Below are 19,167 nucleotides of genomic sequence, written 5' to 3'. Positions count from 1 at the left end.
TCTGAGGGAAGAGCTGGAGCAGATGGGGCCAGGCCCGAAAACTGTTCGCGTCAGCGGGACGGAGTCCTTTTTCTATTAGGTTTTCTATTTGGTTATCAAAGTTTCCAGCCGGGATCCCAGGACGGAGGCTTTCACCACCTCTAGGTACTTGGGATTCTGGGTGAGGGCCTGGGCCTTGGCTCGCAATTGGCCGGCTTCTGCCTCGGCTTGAGCAATGATGCTGCGGGCATCTTGGCGCGCCTGCTCGATCTCAAATTGTTTTTGCGCCAGTTGGTTTTCGGCAATAGTTTTTGCTTCAATAGCGGCTACAAAATCGGGATCGAAATCCACATCCCGCAGCAGAAAGTCCAAAACCTCGATGCCGTATTCCTTCAGCAAAAGGGCCACCCGTTCGCGAATTTGTCCTTGAAGCAGAGGGCGTTCGGTGGAATAGAGAGCTTGGGCGGAAAAGCCGCTGGTCTCATTCAAGATGACCGACCGGACGATGGGGGCAATGCGATCCAAGTAGTTCTCCCCCAGTTGGGTGTAGACCTTGGGGGCATCGAGAATACGAAATTGCAGCGTCGCTTCAGCCGCAATCTGCTGCCCATCCTGAGAGAGGGCCACCAGCCGCGGCGCATAGGCAGTCGGGTCGTTGTCCTTCCAGGTCAGAGCCTGAGTTTTTACGTCGAAGGTAACGGTGCGCGAGACAAAAGGCGGCACCCAATGCAGCCCTGGCTGCAAAGCAGTCGGGCTCACTCCCCCACCCCAGGTAAACAGCACCATATTCTCGCCGTTGCCCACCAAGCGCAGCGGCCTGCCCGCCGCCACCAGGATCAACGCCACTCCCACAAGGGTAGCTTTGGGCAACCAGCGACCCACCCGGCTTTCCCAACCTTCTGCTCGCATCTCTCCATCTCCTGCCAATGCAGCCATTCTCGCGGCTGTGAGAAGGTCGAGCTGAGAAACGGCTGCTATCTTTTAAGCCTTCTGCAGGGATCCCCGTCCTCTTTCTCAGACCCCCAGACGATGTTACTCGATATCAAAAAGTTTACAAAAGATCACTTCACAATTCGCAAAGACCCAGGATAAGCCGGCAAAAAGGGAAGAAGATTAAAACATAATAAAGATTTGGGTTGCCGTTCATGCTGCCTACTATCGATTACGAGCGGCGAGATATCCAGGTGCCACCCTCCTGCATTGCCGTTGCGGCTCGGGCCTTGATCCGGCAGGGGGTATCCGTCTGCTGGCGGGAAGAAAGTCTATCTGCCCTGATTCGTCTGGGATCCAAAGGAGCTGGCGATCGAGCTGCCATTTTGCTGGTGGAAATGAGCCTCATGGGCCAGCCGGAGGAGCTGAAAAACTGGCTGGAGATGTGCTGGCAACTGCCCGCCTATCGCCGCGAGCCGTTGCGGGTGGGGGGATAGGGGATCCCTGGGGAGGCGCGCTAGCCTCGTTCGGACTCGTCGAAGAGAAACTGCCCGCCGTAGCCGGTGACGATGCGGGTTCCATCTTTGAGGATATGGATTTCCACCTGGTCGCTGGCCCAATTCAGTTGACCCTCACCCCCGGCCCCTCTCCCTGAGGTCACCCAAGCGCTCCGCGCCGCTTACGCGACCACCCCCGGCCCCTCTCCCTGAGGTCACCCTCACCCCCGGCCCCTCTCCCTGAGGGAGAGGGGAGTTAGAGCGGCGCGTTCGCGACAGCGTTGCGAAGCAATAACAACGTAGAGAAAAGTTTCATGGCTATTTGAATGACCATACGTCCCGCTATCGGAATCGGCGCCATTTAGCTATTTGTTGTACTTGCTGGCGTCTCATTGTTACTTGAATGCTATCTGAATTGACTACAAGAAAGCGGCAGAGAAGGGATCCCTGCCGCCCGATTTCCTGGGGAGTTGGCAACAGAATCAGTATTGATTAAGTACCGATAATGCCACCGTCATTTTTGGTAATCACCACCACCGCCGAGCGGGGGTAGATGTTGTTGTCATAATTGGGCCAGCGAGAAATGATCTTGCCGGCGGCAAAGTCTTCCTCGCTGGTGCTGGCACCAGGGTGCTGCACGTTGATGAACAGAGTGCGCTGGTCGGGAGTGGTGACCACGCCGGTGATCTCCTGTCCGATCGGCCCGGTCAAGAAGCGGCGAATTTCGCCGGTATCCGGATCGGCAGCCAGCATCTGGTTGTTGCCGAACTGGGCAAAATCTCCCTTGTTGAGGTTGCTCTCGCTACAATCCGTTTGGATCCAGAGGCGACGGCTGGCATCGAACCACAACCCATCGGGAGAGTTGAAGATGTTGTCTGAGCTGAGAGCTTGGCCGGATAAGGTGCGGCTATCTCCTGGCGGGCCGGCCAGGACGAAGATGTCCCACTCAAAGCGGGTAGCTTGGGGCTGGCCATTGGCTTCCTTCCAGCGGATGATGTGGCCCCACTGGTTTTTGGGACGAGGGTTGGCGGCGTTCACCTGGTCTTGTTCCCGCTTGCTGTTGTTGGTTAGGGTGAAGTAGACCATGCGGGTCTTGGGATCCACTGCTCCCCACTCGGGCCGATCCATCTTGGTGGCGCCGACGAAGTCTGCCGCGGTGCGGGTGTTTACCAATACATCCGCCTGGCTGGTGAAACCATTCTCGGGGGTGAAGCCGTTTTGCCCAAACACCAGCGGGATCCACTCCCCTGTGCCGTCTTCGTTGAACTTGGCCACGTACAGGGTGCCGTTGTCCAGCAGGTGGCCGCCTGCCGTCTCCTTGCGGTAGGGCTCGGCAGAGACGTACTTGTAGATGTACTCAAAGCGGGCATCGTCCCCCATGTAGAGCACAATCGGCTGCCCTTCCACCGGCGGCTGGAACACCACGCCCTCATGGGCAAAGCGGCCCAGAGCTGTGCGCTTCTGGGGCTTGCTGCTGGGATCAAAGGGATCGATCTCCACCACCCAGCCAAAGGTGTTGGGCTCGTTGCGGTAGTCCTGGGTGGCATCTGCAGCGGTGGGGGTGGCGTTGAAGCGGATGAACTCGTCGGCCTTGTTGCTAGCCAGCTCCCAGCCGTAGCGGGAGGTCTCGGTGCTCACGCCGTAGCGCTTGTGCTCGCGGGGCAGGTTGGGCTTTTGATCCGGCCCTTTGCTGGTGTTGGTGAAGTAGCCGGCCCAGTTCTCCTCGCAGGTGAGGTAGGTGTTCCAGGGAGTAACCCCGTGGGCGCAGTTGTTTAAGGTGCCCCGTGTCATCGTGCCATCGGGGCTGAACTTGGTCTTGACGAAGTCGGATCCCCGCACCGGGCCCTGGATCTCCATGAGGGTGAGGCCGGTGATGCGGCGGTTGAGGCGATCCCGCACCACAGTCCAGTTACCGTCCGCCTCCCGCTTGATGTGGACAATGCTCACCCCGTGGGCGTTTAGCTCTTTCAGCACTTGATCGGGATCGCGGCTGCCGTCGGGGTTGACTGGGTAGCTCTCGTCGTTAAGCTTTTGACCCTTGGCGGCAGCATGCATAAAGCGCGGCTCCACATACTCGTGGTTGAACACCAACAAGCCCTCGGTGGAACTGCCCTGCCAGGGATCCTTGCCCTCAATGGGGAAGAAGTGCATGCCGTCGTGGTGGCTGCCCACCTGCATCCCCTGCTCGGCGCCGGTGTTCTCCAGCTTGAACTCAGGGTAGGTGCCGGTGATAGGGGTACCCCAGGCCAGCAGCGGTCGAGCCGTGTAGCCTTCCGGTACCACCACTTTGTCCTCTGCGCTCACGGGGATCGCCTTGAAACCCAGCAAGGCACTACCACTGGCCGCTTTGGCCGATTTACTAGCGTTGTTTAGCGCCGGTAGGCCAAAAAAGGTGGCCACTGCCGCGGCAACTCCCCCCTGCAACACTTGGCGCCGCTGCAGGCGAGTTTCCAGGATGCTGCTAAAGGTGGGGTTGGGCGAATGATTGCACAGAGGCTCGTCCCCATGGCGAAGCCTAGAATCCTGTGGATTATTCATGTTGAGTTCTCCCCTTCTCTTGTCTTGTCGATCTTTTATTCCCTGCGTTCTTCACGCATTGGGACAGGCACCCCAAAGCTAGTACCTAGAAGTTAAGAAGAGACCAGGACCAGGTTAAGCCTCGCCGATGTGAGAAATTTCTTTGGGTTGAGGTAATAGCTTATTAACAATTTGTTGGACTGTAGGGAATTTTGGTTTCTGACGTTTAACTTGTTTAGAATGGCCGGCTAAGCCTAAGGTTCTTGTCGTATCCTAGAGAACAAATACACCCCATCGCGATGGTAGAGAAGCTGAAACGAGGTTTCTTTTTGTAAGGCGGCAAGCAGGGTCTGGGAGAACTCTGGGCTGCTGCGCCACCCCGGATGGCGGCTGTTAAGCAAAACGTAGTCAAAGGGATCCCATTGTGCAGGGGGAGATCCCTTGAAGCGGCTCTCGTCAGTAAAGTAAATAACTTGCCGGTGGGTGAGGTGGGGGCTAATCTCGTGGGTAGTGAGGACGCCCCCTTGGGTGGTGATGTGGGCAAGGGCCTCGCGAGTGGCCTGCCAAGTGTCAAGAGACTGAAGATAGATGGAGCCGAAAAAGGGGTATTTTGCCAGAGCTAAAAAAGCCAGCAAAGACCAGGCTAGCGCTGCTTTTCTGCTTTTGACGGAGCAAAACCAAAAGGGGAATGCTTTCGCGTTTTCGATAACAGCTAGAAAGAGAAAAGGAACAACAGGTAATGCATACTGATGCACCAGATCCCGATAAGCAGGATTGCTAGAAAGTATATTCAGCCCCAGGGTTGGCAGGGCAGGGATCCAGGGATCCCAGTGGCGCCAGGAGAGGCCCCAAGCCACAGGAATGATTAACAAAAATCCATAGAATAGGGTGTCGAGAGAGAAGACTTTGCCCAGGACTAATGTTGGCTTGAGGACCAAGTTTTGGATAATTTCAGGAACGGAACTGCCCAAATAGCTATAGTGAGAAACGGCTGCCGGCTCGCTGCCACTGAAGTGAGGAATAATCCAAAAAGCGGCCATGCCAAACCAAGCCGACCCTGTCGCTATGGCAAGCCAGCCGGCCACTTGGCAGCGCCTTTCAACTCGTCTGCTTTCAAAGAGCAACAGCCAAGCTCCCAGGGCAACGACATTGAGAGACAACACCGCCTTGCAGCCGAGGATACCGCCTAGGCACAGCAAAAACCCCCACAACTTGCCAGAGCGAATACAGAGTATAGCTGCCAAAAAAAGGGGAACGGCCAACACTTCTGGATGAAAATCAAAAAGGTTGGCGTTGAAGATGGCCGGGTAGAGAAGATAGGCGGCGGCAATTGTTCTCGCCCTGCCAGAATCAATCTCGACCTGGAGCGCCAGATGGTAAACGGCCAGCGCTCCCAGCGTTAGTGCCAGAGCTTGAATGCCGAACAGCCAATATACAGAGGGAACAATGCGATACAAAAGACTGAGAGGATACAAGATAAAAGCTGCGTGATCCCCAAGAATGTGGATCCCGCGAATAGTAGAAAAAGGAAACTCGCCACGGCTGATTAAATAAACAGCTTGGTCGAAAATACCGAGATCATATCCTCCTGACTGAAACAAGTGATGCCGCGCAACACTGCAGCTCAAGAGAATGAAGAAATTACAAAGCGCCATTGCCGTCAGGCACAAAGGTAGAGGACGATCTTTCATAAGAACCAGGGCTCTTGGATCCTGTGGATCTCGGCAAGGCAACTTTACCGTCTTTCTCAGCCTTGCGTCACATCCCAGCGAGTCTGGATTGGGCAGATGAACCGTCTCAAGCCCGGGCCTCTCTCTTTCTTCAGGAGTATGAGAAAGCTTATTGGGGACAACGGTACAGATGAGCTAGGACTGGTTACGACAAGAGGGTGTAATTTGGCCCAAGATGGTAGCACGTCTTGCTCCAGTTGCTTCCGGCAAACTGTTGGTCTCACCCTGCCAGGTTTTATAAGCTAATACCGCAAAAGCAAAGGCTTCTTTGGCTGCAGAAGGGATCCCCACTTGGTCGGAGGTAAGCAGGGTTGTGGCCGGCAGTTGTTCCTGCAACAATTGCATGAGGACAGGGTTTTGGGTGCCGCCACCGCTGACGATAACTTGCTCTGGGATCGCGGGCAAGAAGTCTCTGTAAGCTTGGGCAATGGAGCGAGCGGTAAACCCCGTTAGCGTGGCAATGCAGTCGTGGGCGGAGGCAAATTGGGGCCAAATTCGTTCCAAGTAAAGGGATCCAAAGTACTCTCGGCCAGTGGTTTTGGGCGGTGCTTTATGAAAGTAGGGATCCCGCATCCATTCTGTAATTTTTTCCCAGTGGATCTGGCCTTGGGTAGCCCATTTTCCGTCGCGATCAAAAGCTTGTTGTCCTTGGCTGGCCCGCATCACCGCCAAATCGATCAACACGTTGCCGGGGCCGGTGTCGAAAGCCAAAGGGGATCCGCCGCTGCTGAGGCTAGGGAGATAGGTAAGGTTGGCTATGCCGCCGATGTTTTGGGCCGCCCGATGGAAGTGGGGATGACTCAGCAACAGCCAATCCACAAAAGCCACCAAAGGTGCGCCCTGGCCCCCCGCTGCCATGTCCCGCGCCCGAAAGTTGCTCACCACAGGGATCCCGGTCAGCTCGGCAATCACCGCCGCTTCACCGATTTGTAAGGTCGAGGCTTCTGGCCCATCGGGGCTGTGCCAAAGGGTTTGGCCGTGGCTGCCGATGAGATCGACCTGTGGGGGGGTGAGGTGGGCCGCTTGGATCCCTTGCAGGGCCGCTTCCGCAAAAGCGCGACCCAAACGAAAGTTTAAAGCGCAGATATGGTCTACCGTGCCGGTTTTGGGATCCGCAGCCCGCAAAATCTCTGCCCGCAGCAGCGGGCAATAGGGGATTGTTTGGAAATGCAACAGCTCCCACCGGAGAGGATCGTTGCCCTCGATGTGGACGATGGCTACATCGATCCCGTCCACAGAAGTGCCCGACATTAAGCCAATGACAATCACCTATCCTGTCGAGGGCTCGGCGCAGAGGCTTGAGAAGGTCTAAAGTTTTGCCCCCTTTTGGCCTTCCCTCTCTAGGATACAGGCAGGGTATCCAGAGCCGCTGCGTGGGGAATTCTGCATGAGTGACGCCATCCGCTACGACCTGCTTTTGGTGGGAGGAAGCTCCTCCAACCTGATCCTGGCCCATCGCCTTTTGGATCTGGCCAAGCTCTCGGGGCTCAAAATCTCCATCGCCATCTTGGAAAAAGCCCGGCAATTTGGCGGGCACATCGTCAGCGGCGCCATCTGCAATCCCCAGGCCATCGCCAGGCTCTTCCCGGATTTTGAGAGCCAAGGATTTCCCCACGAGGGGCGGGTGGAAGTCAGCCATCTGAGCGTACTGGGATCCCAAGAGCGCTGGGATCTGCCGGAAGCAGCAATCCCAAAGGGGTTGCGCAAGCAGGGGCAGTTCATCCTCACCCTTAGCCATGTCATCCGCTGGCTGGCCGAAACCCTGCAGGAAAAGGCCAAAGGGATCCCCAACGTTACCCTGGATCTGTTCCCCGGCTTTGCTGCCCACGAGATCCTCTACGAAGGGGAGCGAGTCATTGGGGTGCGGGTGAGCGACTCCGGCCAAGTTTACGAAGATTGCGTCTTTGCCGAGCTCACCTGCTTTGGCGACAAGGGATTTATCTCCAAAGACCTGGTCGAGAAGTTTCACCTGCGCCCTCGGCCGCAACTGTGGTCGGTGGGGGTCAAAGAGCTGTGGCAGATCCCTTGCTCGCTGCAGGGGCAGGTGTGGCACACCTTGGGCTATCCGGTTTTGGATGGCAGCTTCAGCGGCGGCTTTGTCTACGGCCTCAAGGATAACCGCCTGGCCCTGGGCCTCATCATCGGCCTCGACAGCAAAAATCCCAACCTCAACCCGCAGCAGCGCCTGCAGGAGTTCAAAGCCCATCCCTGGATCCAATCCCTGATTGCCGGTGGCAAGTTGCTCAAGTACGGGGCTGCCGTCATTCCTGAGGGGGGCTACTACAGCCTGCCCAGCCGCTTTGGCGTCGAAGGGGCTTTGCTCTTGGGGGATGCCCTGGGGGTGCTGGATGTGGGCAGCCTGGCTGGGATTACCAACGCCATGGAGACCGGCTACCTGGCGGCGGGCCTCATTCACGACGGCTTTTTAAAAGGGGATCTGCGCATCCAAGAGGCCTACCAAAAAGCCGTGATGGAGAGCTCGGTGGGGCAAGATCTCTACTGCAGCCGCTATTTTCGGGAAGCCTTTTTGGAAAACTCCCGCCTGCTGGAAGCGTACCTGCCCCAGCTCTGCCGCAGCGTCGATGCCGGCCACCCCTGGCTGGGATCCCTGCGCTGGGGCCTGCAGGATCCCGTGCGTCGCGGCGGGGAACTCCTGCGCGCCTACACCCTGCTCAGCGGACGGGTCAGCGCCGGCGAGCCGCCCCCACGGGGGTATGTTGCCCCCCATGCCGCCATCCAAGCGGACTTTGTGGCCCCCACAGGTCTGGATCCTGAAGCATTGACCACGCGATGGGGCTATTTCTCGCGGTCGGATGCCGTCTTTTTTGCCGATCCCCGCTACCCGGAAGGCAACCGCCACATCCTTGAGTTCAGCGCTGACACCTGCCGCCAGTGCATTGCCACCTACGACAAGCTGAACCGCCCTACCCCCTGCGTGGCCGACTGCACCGCAGAAGTCCACCACATCCGCGAACACAATGGGATCCGCTCCCACGCCATGTCGCTGGAAAACTGCATCCAGTGCCGCACCTGCGAGATCGTCTGCCCCCACCTCAACCTACGGGTTAACCCCAGCTACGAGGGATCCGGCCCCGACTTTTATGGGCTCTAGGAAAACGGGGGCGGGGAGCACAGACTCAGCTTTGCTGGCATAGTTAAAGCTAGAGTTGCAGGGAGTGCAGCCGTTGAATTCCGCCCCGCTGATCCCACCCGCCCCCAGCCCTGAGTTGAGCCGCGAGCAATTTTGTGAGCTCTTGCGTGGCCAGCTCAGCTTGGCCCTAAGGGAAAACAACTTGGAACAAGCCAAATCTCTCCTGCTGCCCGTACAAGCGGTGGACATTGCCGAGGTAATCGGGGAGTTGCCGGAGGCGCAGCAGGCTCTGGCCTTTCGCTTGCTGCCCAAGGATCTGGCCATCCGCGTTTACGAACACCTGGACATAGATCTGCAACAGGCGCTGCTGCGCGAGTTCAGGAGCCACGAGATCCAGGACATCTTGGACAAGATGTCGCCGGACGACCGGGCCCGCCTCTTCGACGAGCTGCCGGCCAAGGTGGTTGCCGAACTGCTGCCCCAGCTCAGCCCCCAGGAACGGGAAGCCACGGCCCTGCTGCTGGGCTATGCCCCCAACACCGCGGGGCGGATCATGACCCCGGAGTACATTTCCCTGCGAGAGAACCTGACGGCAGCCGAGGCACTGGAGCGGGTGCGCCTCTTGGCCCGCGAAACCGAGACCATCTACTACCTCTACGTCACCGACCAGGAGCGACACCTGACGGGAACCCTATCCTTGCGGGAGTTGGTGATGGCCGATCCGGCCCAGCGGCTGGAGGAGGTGATGAGCCGGGAGGTGGTGTTCGTCAGCACCCACACCGACCAGGAAGAGGTGGCGCAGGTCATCCAGCGGTACGACCTGTTGGCGGTGCCGGTGGTGGATGCCGAGCGGCGACTGGTGGGGATCGTTACGGTAGATGATGTACTGGACATCGTGGAGCAAGAGGCCACCGAAGACATCTACTCCTTGGGGGGGTTGCAGTCTGGAGAAGATGACTATTTCGACCTCAGTTTTTGGCAGGCAGCCCGCAAGCGGGTGGTGTGGCTGCTGATTTTGCTGCTTACCAACACCTTTACCAGCACGATTATTGCCGGCCAGGAAGAAGTCTTAAGCCAGGTGATCGCCCTGGCGGCTTTTATCCCACTGTTGGTGGATAGCGGCGGCAACGTCGGCTCCCAGTCTTCGACGGTGGTGATTCGCGGCCTGAGCACGGCAGCGGTGCGCCTCAAGGACGGGTTGGGGGTACTGGCCCGGGAAGCAGTGGTGGGAGCCATGCTGGGGATCATGCTCAGCTTGATCACCATCGGCTGGGCCTATGCCCTGCAGCGGGATCTCCTGGTGGCGGTCATCGTCGGGCTAAGCCTATTTGGGATTTCTGTTCTCTCTTCGGTGTCAGGGGCGGGGCTGCCCTTTCTGTTTCGCTCCTTTGGTCTGGATCCGGCCTTGATGGCCGCCCCCTTCATCACCACGATTGTGGACGTGCTGGGGGTGTTGATCTACTTCTACGTTGCCCGTTTAATCCTGGGAATCTAGCCCTAGCCGCCAACCCCTCCAAGCCCTTGCCGAAATTGGGCTAGGTTGGATCTGGTCTTGTTGCGGATCCCTGCCGGTGTCTGCCCATTCTGTGGATGTCCAGGCGGCTCTGCCGGAGATCGTGGCTCGCTTGCAAGCAGCCCTGGGATCCCTGGGGCTGGGACATCTGCAGGTGCAGGCGCGTCTTTCCGGCCAACGTCTGCTGCTGCGTTTAGAAGGGGATCCCCTCCCGGATCCGGAGCGGCTGCTGCAGGGCCTCTTGCCAACCCTGGAACAACTGGCGCTGAGCTACCGGCAGCGACTGGTGGAGCTGTTCGGCTTTCCTCTGGGAGAAGGGATCCCGGAGTGGCACCGCGAGTGGCGCTACCAGCCGCCGCCCAACCCCAACAGCCCGCTGTACCGTGCCCAACGCGGGGATGGAGAAGCCATCCAGTATGTGCTCAACTACCTGCTGCGCCCGCAAGGGCTCCAGGCCCGCGTCCATCTGCACCCCAAGCTGAGCCTCTTACAGGTGAACTTGCAGGCTGCGGAAGTTCCGGATCCGGCCTGGGCCAAGGATTTTGTGCGGCGGGTCTTGACCCGTCTGGAATGGACCTTTGTGCAACGGCTGCGGCTTTCTGGGCAGAAGCTCGGCTCCTTCTTGCCGGCCTGGAGCCAAGAGTTCGATCTCAAACAGCCCGTCTTTTGGCAGGCTCCCCCGGCCAGACTTTCTCCCTTTCCTTCTCCAGCGCCTGACACTGGCGAGCCCTCCCCACCTCCCCCTAACCCTCTAGACTAAAGGGCAGGGCTCAGAGGGGTCGGTCATGCGGGTTGTTTTCTTTGGCACGCCAGAGTTTGCCCTGCCTTCCCTGCAGATCCTGTTGCAGCGGCAGTCTTCCTTTGAAGTAGTGGGCTTGGTCTGCCAGCCGGATCGGCCGCAGGGACGAGGGCAGAAGGTGCTCCCGCCGCCCACCAAGGTCCTTGCCCAAGCCCATGGGATCCCGGTGTGGCAGCCTGTCCGGCTGCGGCGGGATCCAGAGGTGTTGGCGGCGCTAGAGGCGCTGGCTGCCGATGTGTTTGTGGTGGTGGCCTATGGCCAAATCCTGCCGCCGGCGGTGCTGCAAATGCCCAGGTTGGGCTGCGTCAATGTCCACGCCTCCCTTCTGCCGGCTTACCGCGGCGCTGCCCCCATCCAGTGGGCCATTGCCAACGGCGAGACCGAGACCGGCGTCACCACCATGCTCATGGACGAGGGCCTGGATACAGGAGCCATCTTGCTGCAGGCCAAGCTGCCCATTGGGCCAGAGCAGACTGGGCTGGAACTGGCCTCCCAACTGGCCCAACTGGGGGCCGAGCTACTGGTGGAAACCCTGGTGAAACTAGAAAAAGGAGAGATCACCCCCATTCCCCAGGATGACTCGCGGGCCACCTATGCCCCCCTCCTTAAAAAGCAGGACTTCCAGCTCGATTGGCGGCGCCCAGCCCAGGCCTTGCACAACCAAATCCGCGCCTTTTCTCCCGACTGCTTTACCGGCTTGCAGGGAAAACGGATTAAGATTGTCCGCTCTGCCGCTCCCCAGTTGCATCCACCGCCCGACCCTCTTCTCCAGGGTAGCCCCGGAGAAGTGGTGGGACTGGCCAGAGGAGAAGGGGTGTATGTGGCTACCGGCGAGGGATCCCTTCTCATCCGGCGGGCCCAACTGCCCGGCAGAAAAGAACAGTCGGCCTGGGACTTGGTCAACGGCGGCCAGCTCAGGGTGGGCATGTGCTTTGAGGCGCTGCCGGATCCCTAGCCCCCCTCTCCCCTTGGGAGAGGGGCCGGGGGTGAGGGAATGCTCCCCCTGGGAGAGGGGCCGGGGGTGGTCGCGTGAGCGGCGCGGAGCGCTTGGGCTGGCTACCCTGGGAGAGGGGCTGGGGAGCTACTCTGGCTGGGGAAACTCCTCCCACAGGCGGGTGTGTTGGCGCAGGCTGAGGAACTGCCCGCCGCCGAGGATGAGGTGATCCAAAACCGGGATCTGCAGCAGTTGCCCCGCCTGCAAGAGTTGCTGCGTCAGGGCAAGATCCTCCGGGCTGGGATCCAAACTGCCGGAGGGGTGGTTGTGGGCCACCAGGATGCGGCTGGCTCCTTGCTTGATGGCGCTGCGGAAGGTTTCCCGCGGGTGAGTGAGAGTTTCCGTGGCGGTTCCCCGGGTTACAATCTGCTGGCCGATAAGGCGGTGTTTGATGTCCAAGTGCAGGACGGCAAAGTGCTCTTGGGTCTCCCACATCAGGTCGCCGCTTAGGGCCATGGCCGCCTGTTCTGGCGATTCAATCACCGTCCGCTCGGGTAGTCGGGCCAAAAACACCCGCCGCCCCAGCTCGATGGCCGCCAACACTGTTGCTGCTTTGGCTGGGCCGATGCCCTCAATTTGCAGCAGCTCCCCGGCTTCCAGCTGGCGCAGTTGGGCCAAGGGATCCCCCTGGGCTTCCAATTTTTTCAAGAGCAACTGGGCCAGGCCAACGGCCGAGAGCTTACCTGCCCCCTGGCCGGTGTTGAGCAAAATGGCCAGCAGCTCCGCGTGGGAGAGGTTTCTTGCCCCTTGGTTAAGCAGCCGCTCGCGCGGGCGATCCTGAAGGGGAAGGTCGCTGATACGCAACACGTACTGGCTCATCTTGCGGCTAGGGGAGAGAAGAGGTTTTTTTCAACAGCCAAAAGGGGCTGCGGCGCTCTACGACCTGCCAAGTTGCTGCTAGCTCAGCTACAAAGGGATCCCAGGTCACCAGATAGTCGGGCACCTGCCAGGCGGCCAGCTCCTCCGGGTTGGCGGCATAGGGCACCCGCAGCGGGCCATAAAAATAGGGTACAAACGACCGCAGCCCATAAAGGCCAACCCTTCCCGAAAGAGCCGGTTCTGGGCCAGCAAACTGGCGGAAAAAGTAGATGGATCCCCCCTGAGTATGCTGCAACACCCGTGGGAAAACCCAGCTCCAGGCCAACTGGGCGCTTAGTCCTGTGGCCAAGAGCAAGATGGCCCATCCTCGAACATTGTGCCGAGCTCTAATCCAGGCCAGTCCCCCCAACGCCAGGAGCACAGCAGGGCCATAGGTGAAGGAGGGCCACTCCACCTCAGCCTGGAGATATCCAAGCGCCAAGCTGCCCGCTAGGCTCTCGAAAAGGTCGGAAAGCGGGATCCCCAAAGCGGCCAATCTCTTCTCGGCCACCGGCAGCAGGACGGGATCCTGGGATCCCAGCCAGGGCAATAGCAGCCACAGGGCTAGCCAAAACAAGCCGCTCAGCAGGATCCAGCCGCCTTCCCAAACGCTGAGTTGAGCCTCTCTTGACCCCAGGCGTTGCAGGCGCAGGGCAGCAAAGTAGGCCCCAATAGGGTAAAGCAGCGAGGTGTAGTGGATCAACTTGGTTTGCACTAAGAGCGAAAACAGAGCCAGCACCACCCCGAAGGCCACCAACAGCAGGCGTTCTGCCCGCTGAGTTAAATCCGCCCCTGCCGAGTCACTGCTCCTGCGGAGGCTGGCCAAGATCTCCGCCAAGGCCGGAGCTGCCCAGGGAAAACACCCTAGAGCAAAGGCCAGCAGATGAAAATAGACTGGGCCGGGGTGGCCGCTGGGGGTACTCACCAAACCCCACTGGTAGTGCCAAAACGCCGCCAGCCACCGCAGCCCCCGCGCCGCTGCTTCCAGCGCCAGCCAGGCCAGAGGAATAGCCCCCGCCAAGCCGAGGAAAGCCACAATCTCCCCCCACCGCCTTGGCGGATCCCGCTGCCAGAGCTTGTAGAGGGCCCAGATGCCCAGCGGCAACACCAGCCCCACCGGCCCTTTGGCCAACACCGCTAGGCCCAAGGCCAGCGCGCCCAGGGCGTTCCACCCCTGCCCGGAGCGGCCGGCCCGGCAGGCCTCGTCAGCAGCCCAAAGGGATCCCAGCCCCACGCCCATGCCCAAATTCAGCAGCGGGTCGATGAGGCCGGTTTTGTAGAAAAACAAAGGCAGGTAGCCCGTCAGGAGCAGGATCCCCCAGAGGCAGCCAAACCCCACCCCGCGCAGCCGACCTCCCCACGCCACCAAGAGGGCCACCGTGATGCCGCCAACCCAGGCATTGGGCAGCCGCGCCGCCCCTTCGTTGATCCCCAGGGCTGCCATCGCCAGGGCCTGCAGCCAGAAAAACAGGGGCGGCTTCTCGTAGAAGGGCTCGCCGTTGATCTGCAAAGCCAGGGGATCGCCGCTGGCCAGCATCTGCCGCGCCAAGCTGGCGTAAATGAGCTCGTCCCAGTCAAATAGGTAAGGGATCCCCTGGCCCGCCCCCAGCCACAGGAGGGCCAAAAGCCCCATTCCTAGGGATCCCTGGAGGCCGCCAAGAAGCTTAGCCATGGAAGGCTTGCAGGGGCACCACCCGGCCCACACTGGCGGGCGAGCGCAAAAGGCGCAGTAGGTGAGCGGCTAAGGTGGATCCCTCGATCTCGGCGGGAATCTCCACCCCACACCAACGGCTGGAGCTCTCCTGCAGGGCCGCCACCCAATCGGGCGCCAGGGATCCCCGCGCCACCCCAATCAGTTGCGGCAGCGGCTCCTGGCGATAGAGCCCGATCCAACGCACGCCCAGCCGAAACGGCCCAGGCCGAAAACGGGGGTTGGGGCTGCCGTCGGCTTCAAACTTGCTCAGCATCAGTTGCAGCGAATGGATCTGGCGGGTATTCAAGGGGGGAGCGGCAACCCGGCGGGCGCGAAAGGTGGGCACCATCTCGGCAAAAGGAACTTGAACAGTCTGCTCCTCCCCTGGGGTGGTGTCGAAAGCATAGCTGTAGGCCGGGCTGTCCCAGCCCCCTTGATCCCGCAGCAGAACCTTGTAGCGCTGTCCATCGCCCCGTAGCCGCAGCTCCAGGCCGGCAAACCCTGAGGCATCCAAGGGCGGCTGCCAATTGCGCGTGCGGGTGGAAACAAAGCCGCCGAAGTTGGCCGTGGAAACCTGGCCCGTAAACAGCAGCTCGCCCTCTCCCCAGAGCAGTTGGCTTTGGCTCACCCCGCCCATCACCACATCGTCCAGGATGCCCCAGAACTGGTTCAACTGGGGATCGGGCCGGCGGAAGTCAAAGAGCATCTGTTCCGTCTGTCCACTGCGGCGTAGCCGCTCCAGGTGAGCCTTGGCCGTCTCTGGCGCTCCCAGCCCTAAGATCACCCTGGCCGTCAGCCAGTCCTGGCTCTGCCCCACCGCTGCTCCCTGCCGGTGCAACGCCTCTGCCAAACCTTCGGGCAGGCCATCGCCCAAAAGAACCACCGGAAGGGAAGTGGCCGGAGTCAGGGAAGGAGGCATACAGTTAACTGCTGGGCTTTGCAACCCATTCTGAACCCAGCGCCAGAAGTCGGCAAAGGGCAACGCCTCGTAGTAGGTCAGCGTGTTCCAAAACCGCCCCAGCTCCCAAGGCATGACTTTACCTCGTCCCTTTGTCCAGATTATCCAAATTATGCAGATCTTTTGCAGAACGCAATTGGCTCACGAGCAGGGCCAATGGCCAGCCGGACTTCCAGCAGCATTCTCAGCCCGGTGAGGTTTTGCAGTGCGCGGACAGAGGGCGGGGCTTCTCGACGGATGAGCTCAAGCCACACAACAAAACTGCCTTGTGGAGTCCAAGCTATTCTGTGTCTAGTGTCGGCGGTGCTCCGCTTTAGTTGCATGATGACCGACCAAACCGGCCCAAGCATGTTTCCGAACCCCTGTTGCCACTCCGTTACTTGGCGGGAGCGCCTGTCTGGACTGGAAGAGCAATTGCGCCCCTTGGCAGAAAAGACAGCTCCCCTGCTGCTGGCAGACTCAGATCCGCTGCAGGTGTGGGCCGCCGTTTTGACCTGTCAAAAACTGGGGATCCCGCTCTTCTTGGGCAATCCCAAGTGGGGAGAACGAGAGTGGGCCCAGGCTGTGGCTGGCCTGGGAGGCGGCTGGCGCTGGCGGCAAGGCCGGCTGGAGGGGGATCCCAGCCCATTGAACCCCTCTCTGCGGGAGGCTGTACCCGGCTCCCATTGGCCGTTGATCGGGATCCCTACCGGCGGCTCCGGCGGCCAGGTGAAATGGGCAATCCACTCTTGGCGTACCCTCAGCGCCTCGGCCAAGGCCCACCAACAGCACTTCGGCGTGGACTGCGTCCATAGCTATTGCCTGCTGCCCCTGCACCACATCAGCGGCCTGATGCAGGCTGTTCGCTCCTGGCTGACCGGTGGGCAGTGGATCGTCTGGGATTGGAAACGGCAACAGCAAGCCGAGGCCTGGGATCCCCCCTTGCCGGGGAGTTTTCTATCGCTGGTACCCACTCAGTTGCAACGGCTGTTGCTCAACCCCCAGCCGGGAGTTGTGGAGAGCCTGCGCCAATTTCGCGCCATTTTGGTCGGTGGTGGCCCCACCTGGCCCAGCTTGCGGCAACAGGCCCGACAACTGCACCTGCCCCTTGCCCTCACCTACGGCATGACCGAAACGGCTTCCCAAGTCTGTACGCTTCTGCCGGAGGCTTTTTGGCAAGGAAACGACAGCCTGGGCCGGCCCCTGCCCCACGCCACGCTCCAGATCCGCAGTGAACAAGGGGATCCCTTGCCCAGCGATGCCGTGGGATTCATCCACATCCGGGCCAAGTCGCTGGCACTGGGCCATTACCCCCAGGCCGCCCTTCGCGTCAGCGGTGCGGAGCACTTTGGTTTGCGCCAATGGCATCAGCAAGGCTTCACCCCCGGCGATTGGGGCTATCTGGACTCGCAGGGCCACCTCTTTTGGTTGGGTCGCGCCGACGACCTGATCCTGACTGGCGGAGAAAAAGTGATGGCTGCCGAGGTGGAAGGAGAGGTTCGGGCCAGCGGCTGGGTGGACGATGTGTGGGTGCTGGGTCTGCCCGATGCCGAATGGGGGCAGCAGGTGGTGGCGGTGGTCGTCCCCAAAACCGGGCTCCCGGCGATCCCCCAAGAGCTGGAGATGCGCCTCAAGCAACACCTGAGCCGCCAACTGAGTCCCTTCAAGCATCCGAAGCGCTGGCTGTGGTGCACCGGGATCCCGCGCAATCTCCAGGGCAAGGTGAACCGCCAACAGCTCCGGCAGTGGGCCGCCCAGCAGTTGGGGATCTCGCCCCAGGTAAGCTAGCGGGATCCCAGACGAGCCAAGTCTCGCCGGATTTCAAAGGTCAATTCCCGGTTGTGGGGCTCCATAGCCAAAGCCTTTCTCAGGTAAGCTTCCGCCTGCTGGTGGCGACCCTCGTAGATCAAGTGGTTGCCGAAGCGCTGGTAGGCCAAAGCCAAGAGGTGGATGGCCTCGCCGGAGTTGGGAAACCGTTTCAACAGCGCCTCTGCCAGAGCCACTGCCGTGGGCAACTTACGCTCGCGCCAGGCTGCCTTGACGCGGGCAATCCCTTCTTTGAGCAATTCCGGATCGAGGTGCTCTGCCGATGAAGAGCCGGCGGTGCGGATGACCACCCGCCTCTGGCCGGCGGCAGGAGGAGATTGACGCTGGGCATCGTAGCGCCGCCGCTGCTCGGGGTCGCTCAGCACTTGGTAGGCCTGATAGATTTGCTGGAACCGCTCTCGAGATCCCTCCCCTGCCACATCGGGGTGAAACTGCCGCGCCAACCGGCGAAAGGCTTGCTTGATATCTTCGATGTCCGCTTCCGGCGATAGGTTGAGAATCGCGTAGTAGTCCATGAGCGGTGGCAGAAGGAAGGGAATTGAGAGTGGCAGAACCTGGGCCAAAAGTCAGCTCCGACCCCTGATTATGCCGATGATCATGCCATGCCAAGCCGGGCTAAACCAAGGGATCTTCTCGGCGCTCATGCGATCTCATGGAAAGTTGTTCTCCTAGCTGGGGCTTGATGCTGTAATGCCACTTTGACTGAGCACGCAGAGGTCTCTCTTCCTGTAGCTACCTCAAGGGTAGGGATCCGGTGTTAGACTTTGCCCAAGTTATTTGGAAACCCCATTCCCAATCGGTTTCTTTGACTTCTATCGATCGACTATGAGTGAAGCCCTTCATCAAGCTCTTGCAGATCAAGATCAAGAGCAATTATTAGCCCATTTGCAGCAAGGGGAAGATGTGAATGCTGTCGATGCTCAAGGACTGACCTTGCTTCATAAAGCAACACTGCTTGGCAATTTGGAACTGCTGGATTTGCTCTTGGCCCATGGTGCTTCTCCCAATGCCTTGGATCCCACAGGTGTCACCCCGCTCCATTTGGCCGCCGCCAGCGGTCGGGTCAAGCTGGTGGAGCGTCTTTTGAGGGCAGGCAGCGACATCAACCTTCCAGATGGCTATGGATATACCCCTCTCCATCGGGCTGCCTTAACCGATCAGGCAGAGGTGATCGGTCTGCTCATCCAAAAAGGAGCCAATACCTCTGGCGTTCTCCATTGGGCCACGACCACCGGACGAAAAAGCATCCTGGCCCGCCTGTTATCCAAAGGAGCGCCGGTGGATGCCGCCGATGCAACCGGTCGAACTCCTCTGCACGAGGCTGCTACCCAAGGGCAACTGGGCATTGCTCGCTTTCTGCTCTTGTATGGGGCCAATGTCAATGCGCGCAACCGATTTGGGGCAACACCGATGCACTGGGCTGCTTGGGAGGGGCATGTGGCAATCCTGGAACTTTTGCTGGAAAATGGGGCCGAATTGAACCCTCGCAATGAAGATGGGCATACTCCTTTGGCCTATGCCCAAAAACGCCAACACAGCTTGGCTGTCCAATGGTTACAAGACCGAGGTGCAACCCTTTAGTATCAAGTTTGCTATTGCCGCCGACCCAAGCGCTCCGCGTCGCTGCCCTCACCCCCAGCCCCTCTCCCTGGGGGACATCCCTCACCCCCAGCCCCTCTCCCTGAGGGACATCCCTCACCCCCAGCTCCTCTCCCTGAGGGACATCCCTCACCCCCAGCCCCTCTCCCTGGGGGACATCCCTCACCCCCAGCCCCTCTCCCTGAGGGACATCCCTCACCCCC

The 19,167-nt window shown here is 60.0% G+C and carries 17 protein-coding genes; 8 read left to right on the top strand and 9 right to left on the bottom strand.

Annotated elements, in window-relative coordinates; all coding sequences use genetic code 11:
- Positions 1–84: 84 nt before the first annotated feature.
- Complete coding sequence (locus NW851_RS11115) at positions 85–888, bottom strand: prohibitin family protein (protein WP_414338532.1); 804 nt, start codon at positions 886–888, stop codon at positions 85–87.
- 236 nt (positions 889–1,124) lie between these two features.
- Here NW851_RS11115 and NW851_RS11110 point away from each other — a divergent pair, with 236 nt between their 5' ends.
- Complete coding sequence (locus tag NW851_RS11110; protein WP_414333483.1) at positions 1,125–1,406, top strand: hypothetical protein; 282 nt, start codon at positions 1,125–1,127, stop codon at positions 1,404–1,406.
- Between the two features lie 20 nt (positions 1,407–1,426).
- On the opposite strand, the gene NW851_RS11105 is transcribed toward NW851_RS11110, so the two are convergent.
- The 4 genes from NW851_RS11105 to NW851_RS11090 form a co-directional block, all read right to left on the bottom strand.
- The gene (locus NW851_RS11105) at positions 1,427–1,570 is read right to left on the bottom strand and encodes a hypothetical protein (RefSeq protein ID WP_414338529.1); all 144 of its coding nucleotides are present in this window, start codon (positions 1,568–1,570) and stop codon (positions 1,427–1,429) included.
- Positions 1,571–1,898: 328 nt separating this feature from the next.
- Positions 1,899–3,944, bottom strand: coding sequence for a PhoX family protein (locus tag NW851_RS11100; RefSeq protein ID WP_414333487.1), 2,046 nt, complete (start codon positions 3,942–3,944; stop codon positions 1,899–1,901).
- Between the two features lie 233 nt (positions 3,945–4,177).
- The gene (locus NW851_RS11095; protein ID WP_414333489.1) at positions 4,178–5,614 is read right to left on the bottom strand and encodes a DUF2079 domain-containing protein; all 1,437 of its coding nucleotides are present in this window, start codon (positions 5,612–5,614) and stop codon (positions 4,178–4,180) included.
- Positions 5,615–5,788: 174 nt separating this feature from the next.
- Entirely contained in the window at positions 5,789–6,922 is a 1,134-nt protein-coding gene (locus tag NW851_RS11090) for an anhydro-N-acetylmuramic acid kinase (protein WP_414333491.1), read from the bottom strand.
- 118 nt (positions 6,923–7,040) lie between these two features.
- On the opposite strand from NW851_RS11090, the gene NW851_RS11085 reads away from it, so the two are divergent.
- The 4 genes from NW851_RS11085 (at position 7,041) to fmt (ending at position 12,011) form a co-directional block, all read left to right on the top strand.
- Positions 7,041–8,765 (top strand): electron transfer flavoprotein, encoded by a 1,725-nt coding sequence (locus NW851_RS11085; RefSeq protein ID WP_414333493.1) that lies wholly within the window; start codon positions 7,041–7,043, stop codon positions 8,763–8,765.
- A 73-nt stretch (positions 8,766–8,838) separates the two neighbouring features.
- The gene (gene mgtE / locus NW851_RS11080; protein ID WP_414338524.1) at positions 8,839–10,239 is read left to right on the top strand and encodes a magnesium transporter; all 1,401 of its coding nucleotides are present in this window, start codon (positions 8,839–8,841) and stop codon (positions 10,237–10,239) included.
- Positions 10,240–10,315: 76 nt separating this feature from the next.
- A complete protein-coding gene (locus NW851_RS11075) occupies positions 10,316–11,017 on the top strand; it encodes a hypothetical protein (protein ID WP_414335530.1) in 702 nt (233 codons plus the stop codon).
- 25 nt (positions 11,018–11,042) lie between these two features.
- The gene (gene fmt, locus NW851_RS11070) at positions 11,043–12,011 is read left to right on the top strand and encodes a methionyl-tRNA formyltransferase (RefSeq protein ID WP_414338520.1); all 969 of its coding nucleotides are present in this window, start codon (positions 11,043–11,045) and stop codon (positions 12,009–12,011) included.
- A 126-nt stretch (positions 12,012–12,137) separates the two neighbouring features.
- Here the strand turns inward: fmt and radC are convergent, their stop codons facing one another.
- Genes radC through NW851_RS11055 form a run of 3 tightly spaced genes read right to left on the bottom strand, consistent with a single transcriptional unit; the run spans position 12,138 to position 15,634 of the window.
- Complete coding sequence (gene radC / locus NW851_RS11065; RefSeq protein WP_414335526.1) at positions 12,138–12,869, bottom strand: RadC family protein; 732 nt, start codon at positions 12,867–12,869, stop codon at positions 12,138–12,140.
- Between the two features lie 7 nt (positions 12,870–12,876).
- Complete coding sequence (locus NW851_RS11060; protein ID WP_414338516.1) at positions 12,877–14,580, bottom strand: ArnT family glycosyltransferase; 1,704 nt, start codon at positions 14,578–14,580, stop codon at positions 12,877–12,879.
- Positions 14,573–15,634 (bottom strand): CIA30 family protein, encoded by a 1,062-nt coding sequence (locus NW851_RS11055; RefSeq protein WP_414338513.1) that lies wholly within the window; start codon positions 15,632–15,634, stop codon positions 14,573–14,575. The genes NW851_RS11060 and NW851_RS11055 overlap by 8 nt, the downstream gene beginning before the upstream one ends.
- A gap of 273 nt (positions 15,635–15,907) precedes the next feature.
- Here NW851_RS11055 and NW851_RS11050 point away from each other — a divergent pair, with 273 nt between their 5' ends.
- Positions 15,908–17,326: a 2-succinylbenzoate--CoA ligase gene (locus NW851_RS11050; RefSeq protein WP_414335520.1), complete on the top strand. Its 1,419-nt coding sequence runs from the start codon at positions 15,908–15,910 to the stop codon at positions 17,324–17,326.
- Here NW851_RS11050 and NW851_RS11045 read toward each other — a convergent pair.
- Entirely contained in the window at positions 17,323–17,880 is a 558-nt protein-coding gene (locus NW851_RS11045) for a DnaJ domain-containing protein (RefSeq protein ID WP_414335518.1), read from the bottom strand. The two genes, NW851_RS11050 and NW851_RS11045, sit on opposite strands and share 4 nt — an antisense overlap.
- Before the next feature lie 310 nt (positions 17,881–18,190).
- Here NW851_RS11045 and NW851_RS11040 point away from each other — a divergent pair, with 310 nt between their 5' ends.
- Both NW851_RS11040 and NW851_RS11035 read left to right on the top strand, forming a co-directional pair.
- Complete coding sequence (locus NW851_RS11040; RefSeq protein ID WP_414338510.1) at positions 18,191–18,946, top strand: ankyrin repeat domain-containing protein; 756 nt, start codon at positions 18,191–18,193, stop codon at positions 18,944–18,946.
- Positions 18,933–19,167: hypothetical protein (locus tag NW851_RS11035; protein ID WP_414338507.1), on the top strand; the 235-nt coding region annotated here is incomplete at its 3' end. The genes NW851_RS11040 and NW851_RS11035, both read left to right, overlap by 14 nt.

It is taken from the genome of Synechococcus sp. H55.7 (assembly GCF_047462395.1).
Lineage (GTDB): Bacteria > Cyanobacteriota > Cyanobacteriia > Thermostichales > Thermostichaceae > Thermostichus.
The sequence above is the reverse complement of the archived record's forward strand: the minus strand, read 5'-3'. Positions and strand labels throughout refer to the sequence as shown.